General features: G+C 56.2%; 3 protein-coding genes. 2 read left to right on the forward strand and 1 reads right to left on the reverse strand.

What is annotated here, in order from left to right; all coding sequences use genetic code 11:
* Window positions 1–34 precede the first annotated feature (34 nt).
* Complete coding sequence (locus tag CIG75_RS10295; protein ID WP_094236590.1) at window positions 35–1,027, reverse strand: phosphotransferase enzyme family protein; 993 nt, start codon at window positions 1,025–1,027, stop codon at window positions 35–37.
* A gap of 69 nt (window positions 1,028–1,096) precedes the next feature.
* On the opposite strand from CIG75_RS10295, the gene CIG75_RS10300 reads away from it, so the two are divergent.
* Together CIG75_RS10300 and CIG75_RS10305 are read left to right on the forward strand one after the other, a co-directional pair.
* Complete coding sequence (locus CIG75_RS10300) at window positions 1,097–1,813, forward strand: SDR family NAD(P)-dependent oxidoreductase (protein ID WP_094236591.1); 717 nt, start codon at window positions 1,097–1,099, stop codon at window positions 1,811–1,813.
* A gap of 423 nt (window positions 1,814–2,236) precedes the next feature.
* On the forward strand, window positions 2,237–26,623 hold the full coding sequence (locus tag CIG75_RS10305; RefSeq protein WP_094236592.1) for a non-ribosomal peptide synthetase: 24,387 nt from the start codon (window positions 2,237–2,239) through the stop codon (window positions 26,621–26,623).
* The last annotated feature ends 21 nt before the right edge of the window (window positions 26,624–26,644 follow it).

Here is a 26,644-nt window from a genome sequence, read left to right on the forward strand (position 1 = left end):
GAATTCCCCCTTCTCTGTATGCACTGCCAGTATATCACAAAGATTCAAAACGGATGTCGGTCAGCGGGGCATCCGTTTCGATCGCCCGTCTGGTTTGGGCGATTCGATTCGCCATCAGATCTGAGAGATTGTCCAGATCGAATGCTTGATGATAAAAAACGTAAAGCAACAGGCGGCGCAATTTCATGAACTGGGGAATGGTCGTAAGCCAAGATTGCGCCAAATCTGACTCGGTTCGATAGCCGGCAAGAAAATGCCTCATAAAATGCTCGCCAAATTGTTTTTCCTCTGCGTCGCTTTGAGGGGGTCTGGAAAATCGGGTTAGCGCCTGATAGATGATATTCGTCAGATCACTTATATACCAGTTGTAACAGCAGTCGTCAAAATCGAATGCGGTAAGTTTGTCATCTTGTATGAGAAAATTTCGCGAATGCAGATCATTATGAATCAGCCCGTATCCGGCCTGATCGATCGGCAAACGCTCGAAGTTTTCCAGCAAAGATTCTGCGTGTTGCAAAACGGCGGTCTGGGAAGCGGGGATGAACTTCGCAATGTTCAACCACTCTTCCTCATGCCACTCCCGGCGCTTGAAAACAGGCTGAGCCTGATACGATCGGCTCAACCGATGCATTTGGCCAGTCAGTTTGCCCCAGCGATAATAGAGGTCCGCATGCCAATCTTCTTCCGTCGGCAGCCTTCCTGCCGCTTTTTCAAACCGGACGGCCATAAAGCCGTTGGGCAACTCTTCAACCAGATTTCCGTCTAACGAAGGTACAGCACAGGAAACAGGAGCGCCGTTTCTGCCTAGGTAATTCACAAAATCGACCTCGCCTATAAGCTCCTGCAAAGCACGGCGCGAACGATGCGTCAGACGTAGGATATATTCCTGCTCCTTCACTTGATGCTCGAAAACGATGTTCACATTTCCGCTGCCCAGATCGAAGAGACGCTCTCTGGTCAAGCCGTATTTTTCAACGGCGGCCTGCACAACCTGCTCATCTAGCAGATGTTGGTAATTTTGACTCATCAAAGCACCTTCTCATCGCTTGATTTCAAATTTTTTCTTCGGTAACGTAAAGGGCAAAGGAGTGATCCAATGAACACTTTCACCAATCGCATCGTCCTCGTCAGCGGAGCCGCGCAGGGAATTGGTCGCGTTGTGGCGCAAACGTATGCAGCGCGAGGCGCATCGGTGATCGCAGTCGATCTCGCAAGTATCGCCCTCGACCAGGTAACAGCGATCCAAGCCGATCTTCGAGACCCGCAGGCGATCGAAAGCCTGTTTGCAGAAGTCCAAGCGCAATATGGACGTCTTGACATCCTGATCAACAATGCAGGGATCTCGCGCTGGAAATCCCCATACGAACTGACGGTCGAGGAGTGGGATGAGGTTCTCAACCTCAACCTGCGCGGCAGCTTCCTTTGTGCTCGTGAAGCAGCCAAACTGATGAAAGCGGGGGGAGGCGGTAAGATCGTCAACATGAGCTCGACGCGCGCCTTGATGTCCGAGCCGAACACCGAAGCATACGCCGCCTCCAAAGGGGGCCTTCTGGCATTGACCCATGCCCTGGCTGTCTCACTCGGCCCCGATCAGATCCAAGTCAACGCGATCTCTCCAGGTTGGATCGAGACCAAAGATTACAGCCAATTGCGCGCCGAAGACCATGCGCAACACCCGTCAGGACGCGTGGGGAGACCGGAAGACATTGCAAACGCCTGCCTTTACTTAACCGATCCTGCCAACGACTTCATCACCGGTGTAAATCTCGTCATCGACGGAGGTATGACGCGCAAGATGATCTATCTTGAATAGATTGAGTATACTATACAAATGATGTCGTGGCAGGATATGGTGGGCAGAAGAAAAGCCAGAGCTTCCAATTAAAGGCTAGTCATTGAACACATAGCCTGAAGACAGAATTAAGCAGTCAAACGACTACAATTGATCTAGATACACGGACACTGTTTGGACAGTAAGGTGTCCGTTTTGATGGCTAAAACGAAGGAGCATCCCCGTGAAATGGGATGTTCCTTTTTTGTATCTATACAATAATTTTTTATCATAGTAAAAAAATTAGAAAATTTTATTTTTTACATTATGTGTTGAAGGTATTTTAGAAATAATGAAGTATATTACTTTGTATTATGTATTTTTTATTTTTTAAAAAAGAACAACGAGTCAATTTGCAGCATCATTCATTGGCTGGAATATATCCTCAACGGGGGGTCTACAAGAATGAAAGCCAAACGCACATTTACAACGCTGGTTAGTCTCTTGCAATGGCGTGCCGAGCAGCACCCTGCACAAGTGGCGTATTCATTTTTGAGCGAAGACGGTTCAGAACGGTCGATCACCTATGCTGAGCTCGATCGCCGCGCACGATCGTTGGCTGCGCTGTTGCAACAACATTCAGCGACAGGCAAGCGCTCTTTGCTGCTCTATCCACCCGGTCTGGAGTATATCACCGCTTTTTTTGGCTGTTTGTACGCAGGTGTCATTCCAGTGCCCGCTTACCCGCCGCGCGCAAACGGACATCTCGACCGCTTGCAGTCGATCGTAAGCGATTCACAAGCTCGGTTCGCGTTGACCACGCCGACCATTCATCGCACAGTGGTAAATCGCTTCGCAAATTCACCCGGTTTGTCCGAATTGACATGGCTGACAGTTGCAGGTTTAGAAGACCGATCTCAACGATGGCAACCACCGCAGTTGCGATCTGAATCACTTGCTTTCTTACAATATACGTCTGGCTCGACCGCACTGCCCAAAGGAGTTATGTTAACACACGGCAATCTGTTACATAATTTAGAGTTGATGCAAGACTGCTTTGGCACAACTTCTGACAGCAACTGCGTCATCTGGTTGCCGCCGTATCACGACATGGGTTTGATCGGTGGGATCTTGCAACCGCTGTTCACGGGCTACCCGGTCACGCTGATGGCGCCCGTCGATTTTATCCAACGTCCGTTTCATTGGTTGCAGACGATCTCCCAAACAGGGGCCTCCATCAGCGGCGGGCCAAATTTCGCCTATGAATTTTGTTTGCAAAAGATCACGCCGACACAGCGGGACATGCTCGACCTCAGCTCGTGGAAAATCGCGTTTAGCGGAGCGGAGCCGATTCGCCACGAGACGTTGGAACGCTTTGCCGAGTATTTTGCGCCGTGTGGATTTAAAAGAGAAGCGTTTTACCCGTGCTACGGTTTGGCAGAAGCTACTTTGTTCGTCACTGGTGGACATCGCGAGGAAGCGCCGATTGCCACCACGTTCGATGGAAAAACGCTACAAGAAAATAAAGCGCTTGTGGTCGAAACGCCAAAAGATGGCGATCACACGCTGGTTTCCTCCGGCCGCGTCGCATTGGTCCGTCAAAAAGTGGTCATTGTCGATCCACAAAGCGGCGTGCTCTGTACAGATGGTCAAATTGGAGAAATCTGGGTAAATGGACCTAGCGTCGCTCAAGGGTATTGGAACCGACCCGAGCTGACAGAAGAGACGTTTCACGCCACTTTGCAAGCGTCAGGTGAAGGTCCGTTTTTGCGTACCGGCGACCTCGGATTTCTACAGTGCGGGGAACTGTATATCACTGGACGCCTGAAGGACTTGATCATCATTCGCGGGCGCAACTATTACCCGAACGACATCGAGTATACGGTACAAGCGAGTCACCCAGCCGTGCGAAACAGCAACGGCGCAGCTGTCGCGGTCGAAGTGGACGGCAAAGAGCGCCTCGTAGTCGTGCAAGAGATTGAACGCGCGCACCGCAAGGCCAATTTGGCTGATGTGACAGAGATGATTCGGCAAGCGGTGTCCGCAGAACATCAGTTGCCAGTCTACGCGGTCGTCCTGATCAAGCCGGTGTCAATTCCGAAAACATCCTCGGGTAAAGTGCAACGCCACAAATGCCGCGAACATTTCGAAGCTGGGAGACTCGAAGTCCTCTTTTCGGACCTTTTGGTCACAGATGTCGAAACGGTCGCGACCGCTGAAGTCGTGATCAATGACGTGTCAGAGGGTAGTGGGCAAGAGTTGACGCTCGAACAGTTGCTCGCAACCGATCAAACCGAGCGTCAACAGGTACTGCAATCGTTTCTGACCGCCAAAACGGCGCGTGCGCTCGGTCGATCACAACGATCTGTAGACCCGACACGGACACTGCATGCACTGGGGCTCGATTCGCTGAGCGCCGTTGAGATCAAGCAGGCAGTAGAAGAAACTTTGGGCGTGACCGTCTCGTTTTCGCGACTTCTGGCAGGTCCGAGCATCGCCGAACTCGCGGAGGAAATCTGCCTGCAATTGACAGCAGGTGATGCCCCGAAAGCGAAAGCGGTCGAAACGGGGGAAGCGCCTACTACTTTCGCCCTGTCCCACGGTCAACGCGCATTGTGGTTCGTACAGACGCTCGCGCCAGACAGCGCCGTATACAACATCGCACGCGCCGCGACCATCGAGTCGGCGCTCGATCACACGGCGCTTCGGGAGGCATTTGCTCAGCTAGAACGGCGCCATGAACTGATCCGCAGCCGTTTTGTAGAACAGGGCGGGGAGCCGATCGGTATGGTGCAAGATGCACATGGTGACCTCCTGAGCGTGATCGATGCGTCCTGCTGGAGCGAAGTTCAACTTCAGGACACCTTGACGACCGAGGCGAACCGTCCATTCAATTTGGCCCATGACGCTCCGCTCCGGGTTCAGCTGTATGAACGAGGGGAGCGTCCTCCCGTCTTGCTGATGACCGCCCATCACATTATCGCGGACTTCTGGTCGCTCGGTGTTTTGGTGCAGGAATTGCAGGCGCTGTATGCGGTTGCTGAACAAAAGAGCGAGCCGTTGTCCCTGCCGTCGAAACGTTCGTTCGCACACGCTGTCCACGAGCAGGAAACACTGCTCAGCAGTCCGCGCCGCCAACATCTGGAGGCATACTGGAATTCGCAACTCGGCGGTGAACTGCCCGTCTTGACCCTGCCGACCGATCTCCCACGATTGCCAGTGCAAAGCTATCGCGGGGCAGTCCAATCATTTGCTTTGCCTGCAGAATTATCAGGTGCGCTGAAGCGGATCGCCGCGGAGCACGGCGCGACGCTGTACATGACATTGCTCGCTACATTTCAAGTGTTGTTGCACCGGATCACGGGCCAAGAAGAAGTGCTGATCGCCTCGCCGACAACGGGCCGCACCAGCTCCAAAGATGCTGGAGTGATCGGGTATTTTGTCAATCTGGTGGTACATCGTGCCAACTTTGCGCTCGCGCCTTCATTTGCCGACTTCTTGGCACAGGTCAAACGGTCGGTCATCGGAGGGCTTGAACATCAAGAATACCCGTTCCCGTTGCTGGTCGAACTGCTGCAGCCGGAACGCGATCCAAGCTACCCGCCGCTGGCTCAGGCGATGTTCACCTACCAAAAATCCCATCTGGCCGAGCAGGAGGGGATGGCCCGATTTGCGCTGGGCGAAGAAGGCGCGATGCTCCAGGCAGGCGCCTTGACCATGCGCTCACTGGAGTTGGAACAGCGCCATGCACAATTCGATCTCGCTTTGACGATGGCAGAGACGGGAGACAGGCTGGCCGGACGAATTGAATATAACACCGATCTGTTTTTGCCGGAGTCGATCGAGCGGATCTGCGCACAATTTGCGATGCTGTTGACGAGCATCGTGCAAGATCATCACACCACGGTCGCCGCTTTGACGATCTTGCCAGAACAGGAAGCGGAGACCTTGCTTTGCACCTTCAATCAGACCTCGATGGACGAGCCACAAGCTCTGTGCATCCATCAGTTTTTGGAGCGACAAGCCGCATCTGCACCCGATCGGATCGCGGTCATCGACGGCGAAGTGCGAGTAACCTACCGTGAACTAAATGAACGGGCCAACAGGATCGCACACCGTCTCCAACAGCTTGGAGTCGGGCCGGAGGTGCTAGTCGGCATCTACATGGAGCGCGGGGTAGAGATGATCTGTGGCATGCTCGGCGTATTGAAAGCGGGCGGCGCCTACGTCCCTTTAGATCCCGCCTATCCGAAGGAGCGTATCGCGTACACGATGGAGGATGCGCAGATGCAGGCGATTTTGACACAGACGAAACTGGCGGGCGAACTGCCCGTTCACCGTGCGCATGTGCTCTGCCTCGATGCCTTGCGCGAATCGCTCAGCCATGAGCCGACCAGGAATCTGACTTCGCTTGTGACCGATCACAATCTGGCCTACGTCATCTATACGTCCGGTTCGACTGGCCAACCAAAAGGCGTAGCGATCGAACACCGGAGCGCAGCAGCGTTGATCCATTGGGCCGAAGCGGAGTATCCGGCAGACAGATTAGCGGGCGTGCTGTTCGCAACGTCGATCTGCTTCGATCTCTCGGTGTACGAACTGTTTGTCACGCTTGCATGTGGCGGCAAAGTGATCGTTGCAGAAAATGCGCTTCATCTGCCTCAACTGCCTGCCAAAAACGAAGTGACGCTGATCAACACCGTCCCATCGGCAATCGCCGAACTGCTGCGCGCTGACGGGATTCCTCAGTCGGTGCGCACGGTCAATCTGGCTGGCGAGCCGTTGCCACTGGCGTTGGTGCAAAAACTATATGACCAGCCTTCGATTGAACAGGTCTACAACCTGTACGGCCCGTCCGAAGATACGACCTATTCCACATATGCATGGATCGATCGAGATAAGAGGACGACGCCGGTGATCGGCAGACCGCTGGCCCATACGCAAGTCTACCTGCTCGACAAACAGAAACGTCCCGTGCCGATTGGCGTGGCAGGGGAACTGCACCTCGGCGGACGCGGGTTGGCACGCGGCTACCTCGGGCGGGACGATCTGACGGCAGAGAAATTCATTCCCAATCCATTCTCTGATCAACTGAACGCGCGGATGTACGCGACTGGTGACTTAGCGCGCTGGCTACCAGACGGGACACTTGAGTATTTGGGGCGGATCGACCACCAAGTAAAAGTCCGCGGCTTCCGCATCGAGCTCGGCGAGATCGAAGCCGCGCTGATGCAAGAGCAGAGCGTTGAGTCCTGCCTGGTTCTCGTGCACGAGGATCGACGCGGTGATATGCGTCTAGTTGCCTATGTGGAAAATCGAGGAGGCATTGACAGCTCGACACTGCGCGCTCAGCTCAAGCGGACGCTGCCCGACTATATGATCCCTGCCACTTTTGTCATCCTCGATGCGATGCCGCTTACGCCAAACGGAAAAGTGGACCGCAAAGCTCTGCCCGCACCCGACTTTTCCTCCAACCAGCCTTACAGCGCACCACAAACGCAGTCTGAACAGCGTTTGGCCGAAATTTGGAGCGAAGTGCTCGCGGTGGAGAGCGTGGGCATCCATGACAATTTTTTTGAACGAGGCGGTCACTCATTGCTCGTCACACAAGTGCTGTCGCGCATTCACAGCGTGTTCGGTCATCGGCTGCCCGTGCATGCGATGTTCGAAGCACCGACCTTGGCCGAGCTTGCATCCAAGCTGGACGCGGTGGGGGAAGGGCACGCACAGCCTACACCGTTCAGAAAAGTGGAACGGACAGCCAACCTACCGCTCTCGTTTGCTCAACAGCGCCTGTGGCTGAGTGAACAACTGCTCGCTGGCGAAGCGGTCTACAACATGCCGTACGCCTTGCGAATGAGCGGAAACCTTCAATTCGAAGCATTGCAGCGCACTTTGCAAGCGATTGTCGAGCGCCATGAGTCGCTGCGCACAACTTTTGTCGAACGAAACGGAGCGGCGGTACAAGTGATCGCAGAGCACGTGGGACAGACTTTGTCGATCCTCGACCTGCGTTCATTGCCTGCCGAAGAAAGGGAAGAGGAAGCACTGCGTTTGGCGCATGCCGATGCCATCAAGCCGTTCGACATTGCACAAGGTCCGCTCATTCGCTTCACACTCCTGCAAACGGCAACAGAGGAGTACCTGTTTCTCATCAACATGCATCACATCATCTCAGACGGTTGGTCAATCCGCGTGCTGATCCGTGAGTTTGGCACACTGTACGAATCGTTCGCTGATGGCAAACGTTCACCGCTCCCCGAACTTGCGGTGCAGTATGCGGACTTCGCCTCTTGGCAGCGCGAATGGCTGACAGATGGTGCGATTGACGAGCAACTCGGCTATTGGAAACGACAACTCGGCGGTGAACTACCCTTGTTGCAGCTGCCGACCGATAGCCCGCGCCCTGCTGTGCAGACGTATCGCGGGTCGATGGTGCGCTTCGCTTTTTGTGATCAACTGCTCGCACGCCTACAACAGTTATCGAATGAAAAAGGCGCTACGCTTTTCATGACCCTGCATGCCGCCTTCACCATTTTGCTCAGCCGTTATTCGGGTCAGGATGACCTTCTCATCGGCACACCGAGCGCAGGGCGCACGCGGAAAGAAACGGAGGACCTGATCGGCTTTCTTGTCAATTCGCTCGTCCTGCGCACCGATTTGTCCGGCTCGCCAAGCTTTACCACCTTGCTGGATCGTGTGAAGCAAACGGTGCTGGACGCTTATGCGCATCAAGAAGTGCCGTTTGAAAAGCTGGTCGAAGCGCTGGAGGGCGATCGCGACTTGAGCCGCCCACCGTTGTTTCAGGTCATGATCGCCATGCAGGACAACCCGCTTGCACACCTAGCGTTGCCTGGGCTGACTTTGACGCCGTTCGCTTTGGATTCGACCATCGCCAAATTCGACTTGACCCTTTTCCTGACGGTAGAAGAAGCCGGGCTCACTGGCGCTTTTGAATACAACACCGATCTGTTTGAGCGCGCGACGATCGAGCGGATGGTCGGCCATTTGGAAACGCTGGTCACGGCAATCTGCCAAGATCCAGATCGAGTGATCGACGACTTGCCGATACTGACCGACACAGAAAAACAGCAATTGATCGATTGGAACAACACGATGAACCCCTATCCGCACACCAGCACGATCCATGAGCAATTTGCCGAACAAGCCCGCCTGACCCCCGAGCGCATTGCGGTCGAATTCGCGGGCGAAACGCTGACCTATCGCCAGTTGAATGAACAGGCGAATCGCTTCGCCCGCTTCTTGCAACGCCAAGGGGTACAGACGGGCAACTTGGTCGGTCTGTGCATGGAGCGCTCCTTCGATCTGGTGTTCGCTCTGCTCGCGATCCTCAAAGCGGGGGCAGGGTATGTTCCGTTTGATGCAAGCTATCCAAAAGATCGCCTGCGCCATCTGCTAACCGACTCGCAAGTCAACATCCTCCTGACTCAGTCCGAGCTTTTGCCTCACCTGCCCGCTGCGCACCTGCGAGCGATTTGCGTGGAAGATATCGCCTCTGCAATCGCAGCAGAGAGCTCAGCAGACCTGATGTCAGATGCGAAATCACATAATACTTCTTATGTGAACTACACATCCGGTTCGACAGGCTTGCCGAAGGGCGTTTCGGTCCCGCATCAAGCGGTGTTGCGCTTGGTGAAAGACACCGATTACGCATCGTTTGGTGAAGAGGAGGTGTTCCTGCAATTTGCTTCGATCTCCTTTGACGCCGCTACGTTCGAAATCTGGGGCCCGCTGCTCAATGGCGCCAAATTGGTGATCTTCTCAGCCCATCTGCCGTCGCTTGAAGAGCTCGGACGCTTGATTCGCGATAGGTGCATCACGACCCTGTGGCTGACAGCCGGCCTGTTCCACCAGATGGTTGATCAGCGCCTGCAAGACTTACGCGGCGTGCGTCAACTGCTGGCGGGCGGTGACGTGCTACAACCGGGGCATGTTCGCAAGCTGTTAGACGAACTGCCGAACACAGTGTTGATCAACGGGTACGGTCCGACAGAAAGTACGACGTTTGCGACGACCCATCGCATGACGAGCCGCGATCACATCGGCGAGAGCGTGCCGATTGGCCGCCCGATTCGGAACACCTCCGTCGAGGTGCTCGATGCGAAGATGCGCCGCGTACCGATCGGCGTTCAAGGCGAACTGTTCATTGGCGGCGACGGCTTGGCGATCGGCTACCTCGGCCAACCGGAACTGACCGCTGAGCGATTCCTGCCGCATCCGTTCCAAGCAGGGCAACGCTTGTACAAAACGGGCGATCTCGTGCGTTGGCTAGCAGACGGCACGCTGGAATTTATCGGCCGCCTCGACAACCAAGTCAAGCTGCGCGGCTTCCGCATCGAACTGCTTGAGATCGAAGCGGTGCTTGGCGCGCATGAGAATGTGCAAAAAGTGATCGTCATCGCCAGAGAGGAGAGCAAAGGGGACAGACGGCTCGCCGCGTATGTCGTGCCGCACAACACCACATCATTCGATGTGGACGCATTGCGCACCTATGCCAAAGAGCGCCTGCCAAGCTACATGATCCCTGCTGCGTTCGTTGTGATGGCCGATTTGCCGCTTACTGCCAACGGCAAAGTAGACCGCCAGCTGCTACCGAAGCCCGACTACGCCACGCTGACAGAGTACGTCGCGCCGCGCAACCCAATTGAAGCGCAGATCGCCGCCATTTTTGCAGAAGTGCTCAGCACCGATCAGATCGGCGTGCACGACAACTTCTTTGATCACGGCGGACATTCGTTGCTGGCCACACAGGCGATCTCCCGCATCAACAACGCATTTGGTATCTCGCTGCCGTTGCGCACTTTGTTCGAAGCGGGCAGCGTGGAACGGTTGGCGCGAGAAATCGCCGCACCGCAGAAAGCGGAGCGGATAGCGCTCGTCAAGCGCACCCAACAGCATAAGTTGCCTTTGTCCTACGCACAGCAACGCCTGTGGGTGCTCGATCAACTGATGCCCGGCTCCAGTGTGTATTCGATACCATTTGCACTGCGACTGAAGGGCACACTCAATACCGCCGCTTTGGAGCACAGCTTGCAGGAGATCATCGACCGTCATGATGCGCTGCGTACCACTTTCACAACCGAGGGCGGGGAAGTGATGCAGGCGGTCGCAGATCACCACACCCTCGTGGTGGAAAAAGCCGACCTGTCGCATAAACGATCAACCGCTCGGGAGCGCGCTTTGCACAGCCTGTTGCGAGCAGAGGCAGCCCGCCCGTTCGATCTTCACAGCGGCCCACTGGTGCGCTTTCTGCTGGTGACGCTCAGTAAAAAGCAACATGTGCTCTTCCTGAACATGCATCATATCGTCGCAGACGGTTGGTCGATGGGGGTGCTCGTCCACGAATTTACTGAGCTGTATACGGCGTTCGTGCAGGGTGCGGAGGCGTGCTTGCAGGCACTGCCTGTGCAGTATGCAGATTTTGCTTTGTGGCAGCGCGAATGGTTAGAAAGCGGCGTGCTGCAGTCGCAGTTGCACTACTGGAACGGGCAGTTCAGAGATGACCTCCCGCATTTGCAACTACCGTTCGACCGACCTCGCCCGGCGGTGCAGACCTACCACGGCGCCGAATATTCATTTGCTCTGTCTGGTGAGCTGACTCGACACCTGCACACATTAAGCCGTGAACACGGTGCAACGCTGTTCATGACTTTGCTCGCCGCGTTTAACGCGCTTTTGGCCCGCTACAGCGGCCAAAAGTTGACTGTGGTCGGCACACCGATCGCAGGGCGTACCGAGCAAACGGTCGAGCACCTGATCGGATTTTTCGTCAACACGTTGGCTTTGCGAATCGATCTGTCTGGCGCACCGAGCTTTACCGAACTGCTCAACCGAGTCAAAGAAACCGCTTTGCAAGCGTACGCGCACCAAGATGTACCGTTTGAAAAACTGGTCGAAATGATCCAGCCACATCGAGACCTGAGTCGTTCGCCGTTGTTCCAAGTGATGTTCATATTGCAAAATTCGCCGTTGGCACAGCTCGAGCTTCCTAACTTACAAGTGCAGCCGATCACAATCGAAAGCAGCACTGCCAAGTTTGATCTGACGCTCGCATTCGTTGAAAGCGAATCGGGATTACTTGGGTCGTTCGAGTTCAACACCGACCTGTTCGATGCGACGACGATCGAGCGCATGGCCGGACATTTTACGTTGCTGTTGACCGCGTTGGCTGAAGATCCTGCCCGTTCCATTTATGAAGTTCCGCTGCTGACTGAAGAGGAGCGCGAACAACTGCTCGTCTCGTTTAACGACACGGAACAAGACGATCCACTCGACTTCTGCATTCAGCAGTTGGTCACACATCAAGCGATGAAAACGCCCGATGCAACCGCAGTGGTGGCCGGGGAGGTGCGCCTGACTTACCGCGAGTTGAATGAGCAGGCGAATCGAGTGGCTCATCGTTTACAACAGATGGGCGTAGGTCCCGAATCGCTGGTCGGCGTGTACATGGAACGCTCGCCACAGCTGATCATCGGCATGCTCGCCGTGCTAAAAGCGGGTGGGGCATACGTTCCGCTCGACCCGAGCTATCCACAAGAGCGCGTTCTGTACACGATGCAAGACGCACAACTGGCTGTCCTGCTCACCGAGGAACATCTGTTTGCTGATCTGCCGACATGTGAGGCGCCAGCGTTGTGCCTGCCATGGACAGGAGAATCTTCGGCAGACGAGCCGAGCACTGAGGTCCACGCAGGCAATCTCGCGTACGTCATTTATACGTCTGGCTCGACAGGCCGTCCGAAAGGAGTGGCGATCGAGCACCACAGCGCTGCGTCATTGATTCACTGGGCACTTGGGGAATACTCGGCAGAGCAATTGGCTGGCGTGCTGTTTTCCACCTCGATCTGCTTCGATTTGTCTGTGTTTGAGTTGTTCGTCACGCTATCTACTGGCGGCAAAGTGATCTTGGCGGAAAACGCCCTGCACCTGCCACATTTGACAGCCCGCGATGAAGTGACCTTGATCAACACCGTCCCGTCGGCGATCGCCGAACTTTTGCGCCAAGACGGAATTCCAAAGAGCGTGCTCACAGTCAACTTGGCGGGTGAAGCGCTACCGTTGCAACTGACAAAAAAACTGTACGCGCACAGCACCATCGAAAACGTCTACAACCTCTACGGACCGTCAGAAGATACGACGTACTCCACTTTTACTCTGCTTGACAGAGAGATCGAAACGGCGCCGACGATTGGCCGTCCGTTAGCCAACACACAAGCGTACGTTTTGGATGAGCACATGCAAGTGGTACCGCTCGGGGTGCCTGGCCAACTCTACCTGGCAGGCGCTGGTCTCGCGCGCGGCTATCTCGGTCAACCCGATCTGACTACGGAGAAATTTATCCCCAATCCGTTTTCCGACCAAGCAGGGGCGAAGATGTACGCGACGGGCGACCTCGTACGATGGCTTGCGGATGGCAACCTCGAATACATGGGACGGATCGATCATCAAGTAAAGGTCCGCGGTTTCCGCATCGAACCGGGCGAGATCGAAGCGGTCTGCTTGCAACATGCGGCGGTCGAGCAATCTGTCGTGCTTGTGCGCGAAGACGTTCCGGGAGATCGACGTCTCGTCGCCTATGTTGCAGGGGATGTGAATGCGATCGAATCACAAGCATTGCGCAGCTTGCTGAAGGAACGCCTGCCCGATTATATGATTCCCTCCACTTTTGTGGTCCTCGACACCTTGCCGCTGACTCCGAACGGCAAAGTGGATCGCAAAGCGTTGCCTGCACCGACTTGGTCTACACCAGATGCGGTCGGTTACGTCGCACCGCACACCGAAGAGGAGATCGTGCTGACTGCCATCTGGGCGGAGGTGCTGCGCGTGGAAGAAATCGGCGTGCACGACAATTTCTTTGACCGGGGTGGCCACTCCTTGCTCGCCACACAGGTGTTGTCGCGCATCCGCGAACAATTTGGCATCGATTTGCCTCTGCGCGCCCTGTTTGAAACGCCGACCATCGCCGATTTGGGACGTGCGATCACCGCTACTAGCGGAGCGCGCATCGCACTTGGCGAGATCGTGCGGCAGGACAGGAGCGGACACTTGCCGTTATCTTTCTCACAACAGCGCCTTTGGGTGATCGATCGCCTGCTTGCCGACCGAGCCGTCTACAACATGCCGTTTGCCGTTCGCCTGCAAGGAGCACTAGACCGCTCGGCGGTTGAACGCTCGCTCGCTGCGATTCTGGAGCGGCAGGAATCGCTGCGCACCACCTTTGTCGAAAAGGACGGCCATCCCGTGCAAGTGATTCTGGAGACGGTAGAGTTACCGCTGTTCAAACGCGATTGGCGAACCGTGTCGCCCGAGCAGCGAGACCTCAAACTCGAACGGTTGCTTCAAGAAACGGCTCAAACACCATTCGAGCTGACGCAAGGCCCGCTCGTACGCTTCGGACTCGTACAGCTGGGCGAATATGAACATGTCCTGATCGTCAACATGCATCACATCATCTCAGACGGTTGGTCGATCGGCGTGTTCACGCAAGAGTTTTGCGCGCTGTACACGGCGTTTGTGACCGACAGGGAAGCGAGTCTGCCACCACTGACCGTGCACTATGCTGATCTCGCAGCTTGGCAGCAATCCCACCTGCAAGGCGAATCGCTCGAGCGACAGATCGAGTTTTGGAAACACCAGCTTGGCGGCGAGCTTCCGCCGCTGCAATTGCCAACCGATCATCCTCGCCCCGTGGTGCAATCATACCGAGGCGCAACGGAGCTGTTCACCATTTCCCAGTCGCTCAGCACTGGTCTCCATGCGCTGAGTAAGCAGCAGGGCACCACGTTGTTCATGACCTTGCTCGCCGGGTTCTTCACGCTCTTGCACCGCTACAGCGGTCAGGAAGACTTTGCGGTCGGTACACCGATTGCCGGACGCACACGCAAAGAGATGGAGCACCTGATCGGCTTCTTTGTCAACACGCTGGCTCTGCGCGCCGACCTGAGTGGAGCGCCGACATTCGTCGAACTGCTCGGGCGTGTCAAAGAGACCGCGCTCAGCGCGTTTGCGCATCAGGACGCCCCGTTCGAAAAATTGGTCGAAGTTCTTCAGCCCGAGCGCGACATGAGCCGCTCTCCGCTGTTCCAAGCGATGTTTGTGTTGCAAAACACCGCACAAGTGCAGGCAGAACTTCCCGGCATTACACTCACCCCACTCGAGGTGAATAGTCAGACGGCCAAGTTCGACCTCAACATGCTGCTGAAAGAGCAACAGGACGGCGGGCTGTCCGGCTGGCTGGAATACAGCACCGACCTGTTTGACCGTACGACGATCACCCGCATGACCGAACATTTTGTCACCCTGCTGGAAGCTGTGGTCGCACAACCTGCACAGCGCATCGCCGATCTGCCGTTGTTGCAAGCGAAGGAGCGTCAACAACTGCTTGTCGATTGGAACGACACGGCAACGGACGTCCCGATCGGCCGCATCGAACAACTGTTCACCGCACAAGCGACACGAACTCCAGATGCAACAGCCATCTCATTTAACGGACAGCAGTTGAGTTACCACCAACTGAACCAACGCGCAAACCAAGTGGCGCACCGTCTGCAAAAGCTCGGGGCAGGGCCAGATGTTCCGGTCGGATTATCGATGGAACGCTCGCTCGACATGATCGTCGGTCTGCTCGGAATCATCAAGGCGGGCAGCGCTTATGTACCGCTCGACCCCGCGTATCCACAGGAACGCCTGCATTACATGATGGAAGAGACGAGCATTCCCATCCTTGTAACCCAGCAAGGCGTGATGGCAAGCGATGCATTGCCGAGTGTGCAGAGGATCGAGCTTGACACCGATCTCTCCCTGCTCGACGAAAGTTGCGAGAACCCGGCCACTCAAGCTACACCTGACCATCTGGTCTACTTTTTGTACACGTCGGGATCGACTGGCCTCCCGAAAGGCGTGGCGATGGAACACCGTCCGCTAGCCAATCTGCTCGGCTGGCAACTGCGAGCATCCCTGAAAGCGGACGCCCGCACTTTGCAATTTACGTCCCTGAACTTTGACGTCTCGTTCCAAGAGATTTTTGCGACGCTCTGCGCTGGTGGAACGCTGGTGCTGATCGAGGAAGCGATGCGTCAAAATCTGCTAGAACTGCCAAACTTGATGATCGAGGAGAAGGTTGAGCGCCTGTTCTTGCCCTTCATCGCCCTGCAACATCTTGCCGAAGTCTGCGTAGAGCGCGATCTGTTCCCACGCCATCTGCAAGAAGTGATCACAGCAGGGGAGCAGTTGCAAATCACCTCCGCAATCGGACGCTTCTTCACAGAACTGCCGAACTGCACGCTGAGCAACCAATACGGCCCGACCGAAAGCCATGTGGTCACCTCGCAGACGCTAAACGGCCCCGCCGAATCCTGGCCGCTTCTGCCGCCGATCGGACGTCCGATTGCCAATGCCCACGTCTACGTGTTGGATGCGGCGATGCAGCCGACCCCCATCGGCGTACCAGGCGAACTCTATATCGGCGGTCCTGTGCTAGCCCGCGGATATTTCGAACAGGAGGAGCTGACAGCGGAGCGCTTCTTGCCAAGTCCGTTTTCGAAACAGGAGCGCCTCTACAAAACGGGCGATATCGTGCGTTGGCTAGCCGACGGGACGATCGATTACCTTGGCCGCATTGACAATCAAGTGAAAATCCGCGGTTTCCGCATCGAGGTAGGGGAGATCGAAGCGGTGCTGAACCAACACCCTGACATCGGTGATGCGGCGGTGATCGCGCACACCGACGAGGCGGGCAACAAACGACTGGCCGCGTACGTGACGAACGCTGGTCACACTGGTCACGCTGAACTCGCTGTGCCGAACCTGAAACGCTTCCTGCAAGCCAAACTTCCTGAGCATCTGGTACCGCACGTGTTTGTCACGCTGAAACAACTTCCGCTCACACCGAGCGGAAAAGTGGACCGCCGCTCCTTGCCACAACCGGACTTCACCACGTTTGAGCGAAACGAGTACGTTGCACCGCGAACGCCGCTGGAAGACATTCTGAGCTCCGTCTGGGAAGATGTGCTCGGACGCGAGCGCATCGGTCTGGATGACAATTTCTTCGAGCTCGGCGGTCACTCGCTGTTGGCCACCCAAATGATCTCCCGCATCCGCAGCGCGGTCGGCGTCGATCTGCCATTGCGCACGCTCTTTGAATCGCCAAACGTCGGAGCTCTGTCCGCCGCTATCGAAACAGCGCGCCAAGGGTTCGACGCTCTGCCTACGATCTCTTTGGTGCCGCAAACTCGCGACGGCGGCACACCACTCTCCTTTGCACAAGAGCGCATCTGGTTTCTCGAACAGCTCGAACCGGGCAACCGTGCGTACCACATGCCGAGCGCCCTGCGGTTAAGTGGGGAACTGAACATTCAAGCTGTGCAAGCGGCGTTCCAAGCGATCGTCAACCGCCATGAAGCGCTGCGCACCTCGTTCCGCATACAAGAGGGAGTGCCGATGCAAGTGATCGCAGACGAAGCGCGCTTGCAGATTGCGATCCACGATTTGGTTGGGGTCGCCGATGCAGAAGCGGAGGCGTTGCGCATCGCGGCAGTTGATGCCGATCGTCCGTTCGACTTGACCCAAGATCAGTTGCTGCGCGTCACGGTCTGCAAGTTGAGCGAAGCGGAGCACCTGCTGTTTACAACGATGCATCACATCGTGTCGGACGGCTGGTCCATCGGTCTGCTGGCACAAGAATTTACGGCACTGTATCGCGCGTTCACAAAAGGGGAGTCGTCACCGCTGGCCGCTCTGTCTGTCCAATATGCTGACTACGCGATCTGGCAGCGCAACCGACTGCAAGGTGACAGGCTCAATCGGCAGTTGTCTTTCTGGAAACAGCACCTCAGCGGCACATTGCCAAGGCTGTCTTTACCGCTGGACCTGACAGCAGGTGAACCAACCAGCGGCCAGCAAACGCTATGCCTGAGCGGTGAACTGACTCGCTCCTTGCAAAAGCTGAGCAGACAAACGAACGCCACGCTGTTCATGACGTTGCTCGCCGCGTTTAAACTGTTGCTCGCACGGCTCTCTGGTCAGGATGACATCATCGTCGGAACGCCGATCGCGGGTCGGGATGGCGTGGAGACGGAGCGTTTGATCGGCTTGATGCTCAACACATTGGCCTTGCGCAGCGACCTGTCGGGCAACCCAACATTCTGCGAACTGCTCGCGAACGTGCGCGAAGTGACGCTGAATGCCTACGCCCACCAAGACCTGCCGTTCGAAAAATTGGTCGAAGAGCTACAACCGGAACGCTCGCTGAATGGCAACCCCATTTTTGATGTGCTGGTCAACTTTGTGAACTTGCCGCAAATCGACGCAGAACTGCCCGGCCTAACCGTCTCGGCGGCACCGACAGCCACTCCAGAATCGAAATTCTTGATGACGCTTTATCTCCACGACAAAGCAGAAGGATTAGAATTGCAGATGGTCTATCGTCAAGACCGCTTCTCTGCGCAACGCATCCAGACGATGCTCAATCAATTGGAGCACCTGCTGGTGCAGATCATACACGACGCCATGCGCCCGATTGGCGACTACTCGCTGCGGACGGAGGAAGCTCGTGCGCTACTGCCAAATCCGAGCGTCAATCTGGCCACGCCTGCACTGGCGCTTGTACCAGCACAGATGGCAGCTTGGGCCGATCGAGCACCGAATGCGATCGCCGTCAAACAAGGCAGGAGCGAATGGACATACGACGAGTTGCAATCACGCGCAATCGAGTTGACCCATCATTTGCTGGCAAGCGGTGTGGCGCGCGGCGAAACGGTCGCGGTGGTCGGTCACAGAAGCTTTGGCTTTATCACCGCCATGCTCAGTGTGTGGATGAGCGGCGGAGTGCTTCTGGCGATCGATCAAAACCTGCCTCTCTCGCGTCAGGAGTTGATGCTCCATGAAGCGCGCGCAAAACGGGTGCTCTACGTAAGCGAAACCACCTTGACGAGACACTTTGACGCCGATGTGGTCATGTTCGTCGAACCGAACACCGGCCTGTGGACAGACGATACGAGTTTACGCGATGCGCACTCAACACCGCTGCCCGCACTGTCTCCAGACGAGGCGGCGTACATCTTCTTCACGTCCGGCACGACAGGCGTTCCCAAAGGCGTGCTCGGCACGCATCAAGGCTTGAGCCACTTTTTGAACTGGCAGCGCGATCAGTTTGGCGTAGGTCCGAAAGATCGCAGCGCTCAGTTGACCAACCTTTCATTCGACGTGGTGCTCCGCGACATCTTCCTGCCTCTGACCAGCGGTGCCATGCTCTGCCTGCCAGAAACGCTCGATGACTTGAGCGCCGAAACGATCTTGCCGTGGCTGGAAGAAGAAGCGATCACCCTCTTGCACACGGTGCCGTCTCTGGCTAGCTCTTGGCTGCACAACAGGTCACAGGGCATCCATTTGTCAACTCTGCGCCTGCTGTTTTCCGCGGGGGAGCCGTTGACCGACAGCTTCGTACAAAAATGGCGCTCTGCGTTTAAAAACGATGGCGAGATCGTCAACCTGTACGGACCGACCGAAACATCGCTCGCCAAATGTTACTACGTCGTACCGCCCGAGCCGACCGCAGGCATTCAGCCGGTCGGACAGACTTTGCCACAGACGCAAGCGTTGATCGTTTCCGAAAACGGCCAACTCTGCGGGATCGGAGAGGCGGGCGAGATTGTCATCCGCACACCGTTCCGCACCAAAGGCTATCTGAACAGGCCGGAAGAACAGGGGCGATTCGTACAGAATCCACACCGTGACGACCCAGACGACCTGCTTTACTATACGGGCGACCGCGGGCGTTATCGGCTCGACGGTTCGCTGGAAATTCTCGGTCGACTCGACGATCAAGTGAAGATTCGCGGCGTGCGCATCCAACTGAACGAAGTCGCGGCGACGCTCGCTCGTCACGACAGGGTCGAATCCTGCGCCGTCATCGATTGGAAAGATGAGCACGATCAGACCTATTTGACCGCTTATCTCGTTGTCAAAGCGGGAACAACGATCACCGCCCAAGAATTGCGACAATTTTTGGAGAATCGCTTGCTGTCTGCGATGGTGCCTTCCGCTTTCGTCCTCCTCGATGCACTGCCGCTCAATCCGAACGGCAAAATAGATCGCAACGCGCTACCCAAGCCGGAGAAGGGGAGTGCGGAGGAATCGACGTTTGTCGCGCCGACGACACAAACCGAAGTTGCGCTCGCCAGCATTTGGGCAGCGTTGCTCAAACTGGACAAAATCGGCATCCACGATAACTTCTTTGTGCGCGGCGGGCATTCACTCCTCGCCACACAGGTCGTGTCACGCATTCGAAATGAGCTGGGCGTCGAACTGCCGTTGCGAACCCTCTTCGAACGACCGACGATCGCCGCGCTGGCCGCAGGTCTTGAAGAAGGCATTGAGACTCGTTTGCAAAATGAATGGCCGATCACAGCCGTCTTGCGCCAAGGTGAATCCGCGCTGTCATACGCGCAGCAACGTCTGTGGTTTATCGATCAACTCGACCCGCACAACAGCGTGTATAACATCCCATTGGCGGTTCGGCTGAGTGGAACCATTGACCACGCGATCTTGCAACGCGCCTTCCAAGCGATCATCGACCGCCATGATGTATTGCGCACCAATTTCACTGGCGCAAACGGGGCAGGTAGGCAGATGATCCGACCAAACGCAACACTTGCGATGCCGATCACCGACCTCAGCTCATGGCAAGCAAACGTGCAGGAATCGGAAGTCGAGCGCCTGCTGCGTGAAGAAGCAGCAACGCCGTTCGATCTGAGTCGAGACCTGTTGGTGCGCACGCATCTGGTCAAGCTGAGCGAGACGGACCACCTCGCGATGGTCACCGTACACCATATCGTGTTTGACGCTTGGTCGGTCGGCTTGTTCATCCACGAGCTGACTGTGCTCTACGATGCGTTTGCAAACGATAAGCCATCGCCGCTGCCCGAATTGGAAATTCAATATGCGGACTACGCCAACTGGCAGGCGAACTGGTTGCAAAGCGGAGTGCTCGACCACCAGATGGGCTATTGGAAGCAAAAGCTCGGCGGCACGCTTCCCGTACTCCAACTGCCGACCGATCAACTGCGCACCGCTCACCAGACCAATCGTGGCGCCACACACCAATTCGCCTTGGCGAGCAGTTTGATGCAGCAGCTCGAAACGTTGACACATCAAGCAGGCGCGACGATGTTCATGACCCTGTTCGCTGCCTTCAACACGCTTTTGTATCGCTACTCCGGGCAAGACGACATCCTGCTTGGCACACCGGTCGCAGGACGCAGCCGCCGCGAGATCGAGACGTTGATCGGCTTCTTCGTCAATACGCTGGTTCTGCGCACCGACCTATCCGGCTCGCCTTCGTTTGCCGAACTGCTCGCCCGCGTCAAAGAGACCGCCTTGCAAGCCTACGCGCACCAAGACAGTCCATTTGAAAAACTGGTCGAAGAACTGCAACCGGAGCGCGATCTGAGTCGCACACCGCTGTTCCAAGTTTGCTTCGTACTGCAAAATGCGCCGCTACCCGAAATCGAGCTGCCAGGTATCACAATACAGCCGCTCGTACCAGAGCGCCAGTTTGCCAAATTTGATTTGACAATCACGCTCGAAGCGAGCGGAGTTGGCGACATGCTCGCCACATTGGAGTACAACACCGACCTGTTTGCCGCAAAGACGATTGAGAGAATGGCTCAACATTTTCAAACGCTGTTAGAAGCGATCGCTACCGATCCCGAACAGCCGATTGGAATCCTGCAACTGACCACCGCCAAAGAGCGCGATCACCTGCTGAACTGGCAGCAAGGCGCCGCCAACTTTCCACAGACGCGCACGATTCATGAGTGGTTTGAAGCACAAGTTGCCAAAACACCCGATCGCACAGCGGTAGTCTGTGAGAACGAATCTTTGACGTATGCCGAGCTCAATCAGCGGGCGAACCGCTTGGCCCACTATCTGCAACTGCAAGGTGTCCAGACGGAAACGCTGGTTGGGCTCTGTGTCGAGCGCAATGTGGAGATGATCGTCGGCTTGCTGGGAATACTCAAAGCGGGCGGAGCGTATGTCCCGCTTGACCCAACCTATCCGCCTGAACGATTGGCGTTCCAGGTGGCCGACGCGCAGATCTCGGTGCTCGTCACGCAGGAGAACCATCTGAACGCCTTGCCGTCGCACGGTGCGTTGACGTTCTGTTTGGACCGAGACTGGACGACAATCGAGGCGCACAGCGCTGAAAATTTGAACAGTGGGGCGACAGCAGATTCGTTGGCCTACGTCATCTACACCTCAGGTTCAACAGGCAGACCAAAAGGCGTCTTGATCCCACACGGCAATATCGGCCGCCTGATCGAAGCCACCGAGCGCTGGTACAAATTTGACGAACAGGATGTGTGGACCGTCTTTCACTCCTATGCGTTCGACTTCTCCGTCTGGGAGATCTGGGGCGCGCTCTTGTACGGCGGCAAATTGGTCGTCGTCCCGTACTGGCACTCCCGTTCTCCTGAAGCTTTTTACGAATTGCTCATCTCCGAACGGGTGACGGTGCTCAACCAAACTCCGTCCGCTTTCCGTCAACTGATGCAAGTGGAAAGCAAAGTCGGGCAGGCGGGTGAATTGGCACTGCGCTACGTCATCTTCGGCGGCGAAGCGTTGGATCTGCAAAGTTTGAAGCCTTGGTATGACCGCCACGGCGACAAAAAGCCGCAGTTGATCAACATGTACGGCATCACCGAAACGACCGTCCACGTCACATATCGCGCCTTGACGCAGGAAGATGTGGAAGGGGGAGCGGGCAGCCTGATCGGGATTGCGATCCCCGATCTGCAGGTCTATGTGCTCGACCAACATCTAGAACCTGTACCGCTCGGCGTGATTGGTGAAATGTACGTCGGTGGGGCCGGAGTGGCCCGCGGCTATCTCAACCGTCCGGAGCTCACAGCAGAACGTTTCCTCGAGCACCCGTTCGCAAATGATTCCAAGCTGTACAAAACGGGTGACCTAGCTCGCTTGTTGCCAAGCGGCGAGTTGGAATATTTGGGTCGGATCGACGAACAAGTCAAAATTCGCGGCTTCCGCATCGAGCTCGGCGAAATTGAGGCGGTGCTCGCACAGCACCCTTCGATCAAAGAGTGCGTGGTCGTCGCCCGCGAAGATCAACCGGGCGATCAGCGGCTGGTGGCCTATCTGGTCACCGAACTTCTGCACCCGGCGGAACCTCGTGAACTTCGTGCCTACTTGAAAGAACGACTGCCCGAATATATGATCCCATCCGTCTTTGTTTCACTTGCGTCCATTCCGCTGACCGGAAATGGCAAAGTGGACCGTCGTGCACTGCCGACGCCAACTGAGGAGCAAGCTCTGGGTGCTGAGTCCGAACCGACACTGCCACGCACACCGCTAGAAGAAATTCTGACCGTGATCTGGGCCGATGTGCTCGGTCGTGCGCAGATCGGAATCCATGACAATTTCTTTGAACTCGGAGGCCATTCGCTTTTGGCGACACAGGCCGTCTCAAGAATGCGAGAAACATTCAACGAAAATATCTCCTTGCGCCTCCTGTTCGAAGCCCCAACCGTTGCAGGTATCGCCGCACAACTGGCGCTACGGGGAAATTGCGAAGGAGACTATACCGCGGTCTCGATCCAACCGCTCGACCGCTCACAACCGCTTGCGCTGTCATTTGCTCAGCAACGGCTCTGGCTGCTCGATCAACTGTTGCCAGGCACCGCGGTGTACAACATTCCGCTGGCGGTGCGTCTGCACGGGACATTAGATCTGCCCGCGCTGGAACGCAGTTTGCAAGCGATGATCGAACGCCACGAAGTGCTACGTACTACATTCGCTGAACAGGACGGGCAACCGGTGCAGGTATTGGCCGAGTCGTCCACACTACAACTGCCCTTACTCGACCTACGAACGTTTTCCACGGCAGAACAGGAAGCGGAAACGAAACGTCTGCTCCAAGCAGAAGCTTCAACACCGTTCGATCTAAAAACGGGCCCGCTCCTGCGCAGCCGCGTGCTCCAACTGGGAACGGAAGCGCACATCCTGTTGCTGACGATGCATCATATCATATCGGACGCTTGGTCGTTAAACGTGTTCGTGCGCGAAATATCCGAGTTGTACGAGCAGTTCCGGTCTGGCAAGGCTGCAGAGCTCTGTGAATTGCCGATCCAATACGCAGATTTCGCCGCTTGGCAGCGAAATTGGCTTCATGGCGCAGTGCTGGAGGAGCAACTGAACTATTGGAAACGGACGCTTGGCGGTGCAACTCCTGTCTTGCAGTTGCCGACCGATCGTGTTCGACCTCCGGTGCAGACGAACGCTGGAGCAACGGAAAGGTTTACGCTCTCCAAAGAGCTGACCAGCAGCATGAAGCACCTGAGCCGCCAAGCGGGTGTGACGACGTTCATGAGTTTGCTCGCCGCGTTCCAAACGTTGTTGGCGCGATACAGCGGCCAAGATGACATCTCCGTCGGCACGCCGATCGCCGGACGCAACCACAAAGTGACCGAAGGACTGATCGGTTTCTTTGTCAACACCTTGGTCATGCGCGGCGACCTGTCGGGCAACCCGAGCTTCCTTGACTTGTTGTATCGCGTCCGCGAGCTGGCTTTGTCTGCCTACGCGCACCAAGATGTACCGTTTGAAAAACTGGTTGAAGAACTGCAACCAACGCGCGATGTGTCCCGCTCGCCGTTGTTCCAAGTATTCTTCGCGCTACAAAACGCACCCGTCACAAAAATTGAACGCACCGATCTGTCATTTGAGCTTCTGGAGGTCGAAAATCGATTTGTCAAATTTGACCTCGAATTGGTGATGTATGAGGACGGGGAAGAGATGGTCGGCATGCTGAAATACAACACCGTGCTCTTCGAACGCGAGACGGTGCTACGCATGATCGGCCACTTCACCAATCTGCTTCAGGCGATCGTGCAAGATCCACTGCAGCGCGTTTTTGAAATGCCGATGCTCGCCGAGGAAGAGGCGAGCGCGTTGCTCTATTGGAGCGTTGCTCCCCGCGAAGACCATTACGGAGTTTTGACTCATCAGTTGATCGAAGCGCAAGTCGCACGCACGCCCGAAAGCATCGCAGTAACTTGCGCAGACGATTCCTTGACCTACCGCGAGCTCAACGAGCGCGCCAACCGCTTGGCCCATCATCTGCAGACTTTGGGAGCGGGGCGAGAGGTATTGATCACGCTCTGCGTGGAACGTTCACTCGACTTGGCGGTCTGCCTGCTCGCGATCTGGAAAGCGGGTGCGGCCTACGTGCCGCTCGATCCCAGCTATCCACAAGAGCGCGTCGCTTTGATCCTCGCAGATTCGGGAGCACCCCTCTTGGTCACACAATCTGAGCTGTTGCCCGCTCTGCCAAAATCGAGTGCCCACGTTGTCTGCATCGACCTTGACGCAGAGCAGATCGCCAACCACCCGGCGACCAATCCCGTTTCGACTGCGACTGCAGACAATCTGGCCTACATGATCTACACATCGGGCTCGACGGGACGCCCGAAAGCGGTCATGGTCGAACATGGCAATCTGGTGGCCACGCTTTGGGCGAGCCAAGCGCAATTTGGCTTCACCGAAACGGACATCATGCCATGGATCGCATCTGCTGCCTTTGACATCGCCCTGTTCGAACTGTTCAACCCGCTGTTGTGCGGAGGCACCAGCGTGATCTTGACGCGCGAACATGTGCTTGACCTGTCCAGATTGGTTCAAGACATGCAGCGCTATACAGCGATTCACACCGTCCCAAGCTTGATGCGCCAGATCGTACAGACCATCCGTGAGCAAGCGGTGGCGCTGCAAAATTTCTCCGCGCTGCGCATGATCTTTATCGGAGGCGACGCAGTTCCGCCAGACTTGCTGACCGCGATGCACGAAGTCTTCCAACACGCACAGATTCACGTGCTCTATGGCCCGACCGAAGGCACGATCATCTGCTCGCAATACGCGGTGCAAAGAGGGCAAACGCTCGACAAGTTTTACATTGGGACTCCACTGCCGAACGCCAATTTGCGCATCTCTGACGCGTACGGAGGTATCACCCCGATTGGCGTGCCGGGTGAATTGTACATCGGTGGGCAAGGGGTGACGCGCGGCTATTACGGCCAACCTGAGTTGACACAGGATCGTTTCATCGAGCGAGACGACCGCCGATGGTACCGCACCGGTGACTTGGTGCGCCGCCTAGCAGACGGAACGATGGAGTTTCTGGGACGCATCGACAATCAAGTGAAAATACGCGGCTTCCGCATTGAACTTGGTGAGATCGAAACGGTGCTCGCCGAGCATGAAACGGTCGCCGAAACGATCGTTGTTGTCGGGGAAGCGGGCGGTGAGAAGCGTTTGATCGCCTACCTCGTGGCAACAGAAGGGCAGGCGGTGGACGTAACCATTTTGCGCGCGCACCTCAAAGACAAACTGCCTGAGTATATGATTCCATCCGCGCTGGTCGTGCTCGACACGATGCCGCTCAATCCGAACGGCAAAGTGGACCGCAAAGCATTGCCTGCACCTGAACTGGCCGTCCAAGACGAACGCGTTTATCTCGCTCCGCAATCGCCGATCGAAGAAAAACTAGCCGCGATCTGGGCCGATGTGCTCTCGATGCCGCGCGTCGGACGAGCTGACAACTTCTTTGAACTCGGTGGGCACTCCCTGCTGGCGACGCAAATCATCTCCCGCGTGCGTCAAGAGTTTGGCTTGGAGCTTCCGTTGCTCGACCTGCTAAAAGCACCGACGATCGGCGACTTTGCCAACTTGATCACCGCACGAAGCACGCAGATCGAAACAGATCGGGCACGGCCGAAGATCCAAAGCCGATCCCGCGACGCTTACCGTCGCAAAAAGTAGACCTCATAACAGATTCGGAGG

This window comes from Tumebacillus algifaecis (genome assembly GCF_002243515.1).
In the GTDB taxonomy this organism is placed as follows: Bacteria; Bacillota; Bacilli; order Tumebacillales; family Tumebacillaceae; genus Tumebacillus_A; species Tumebacillus_A algifaecis.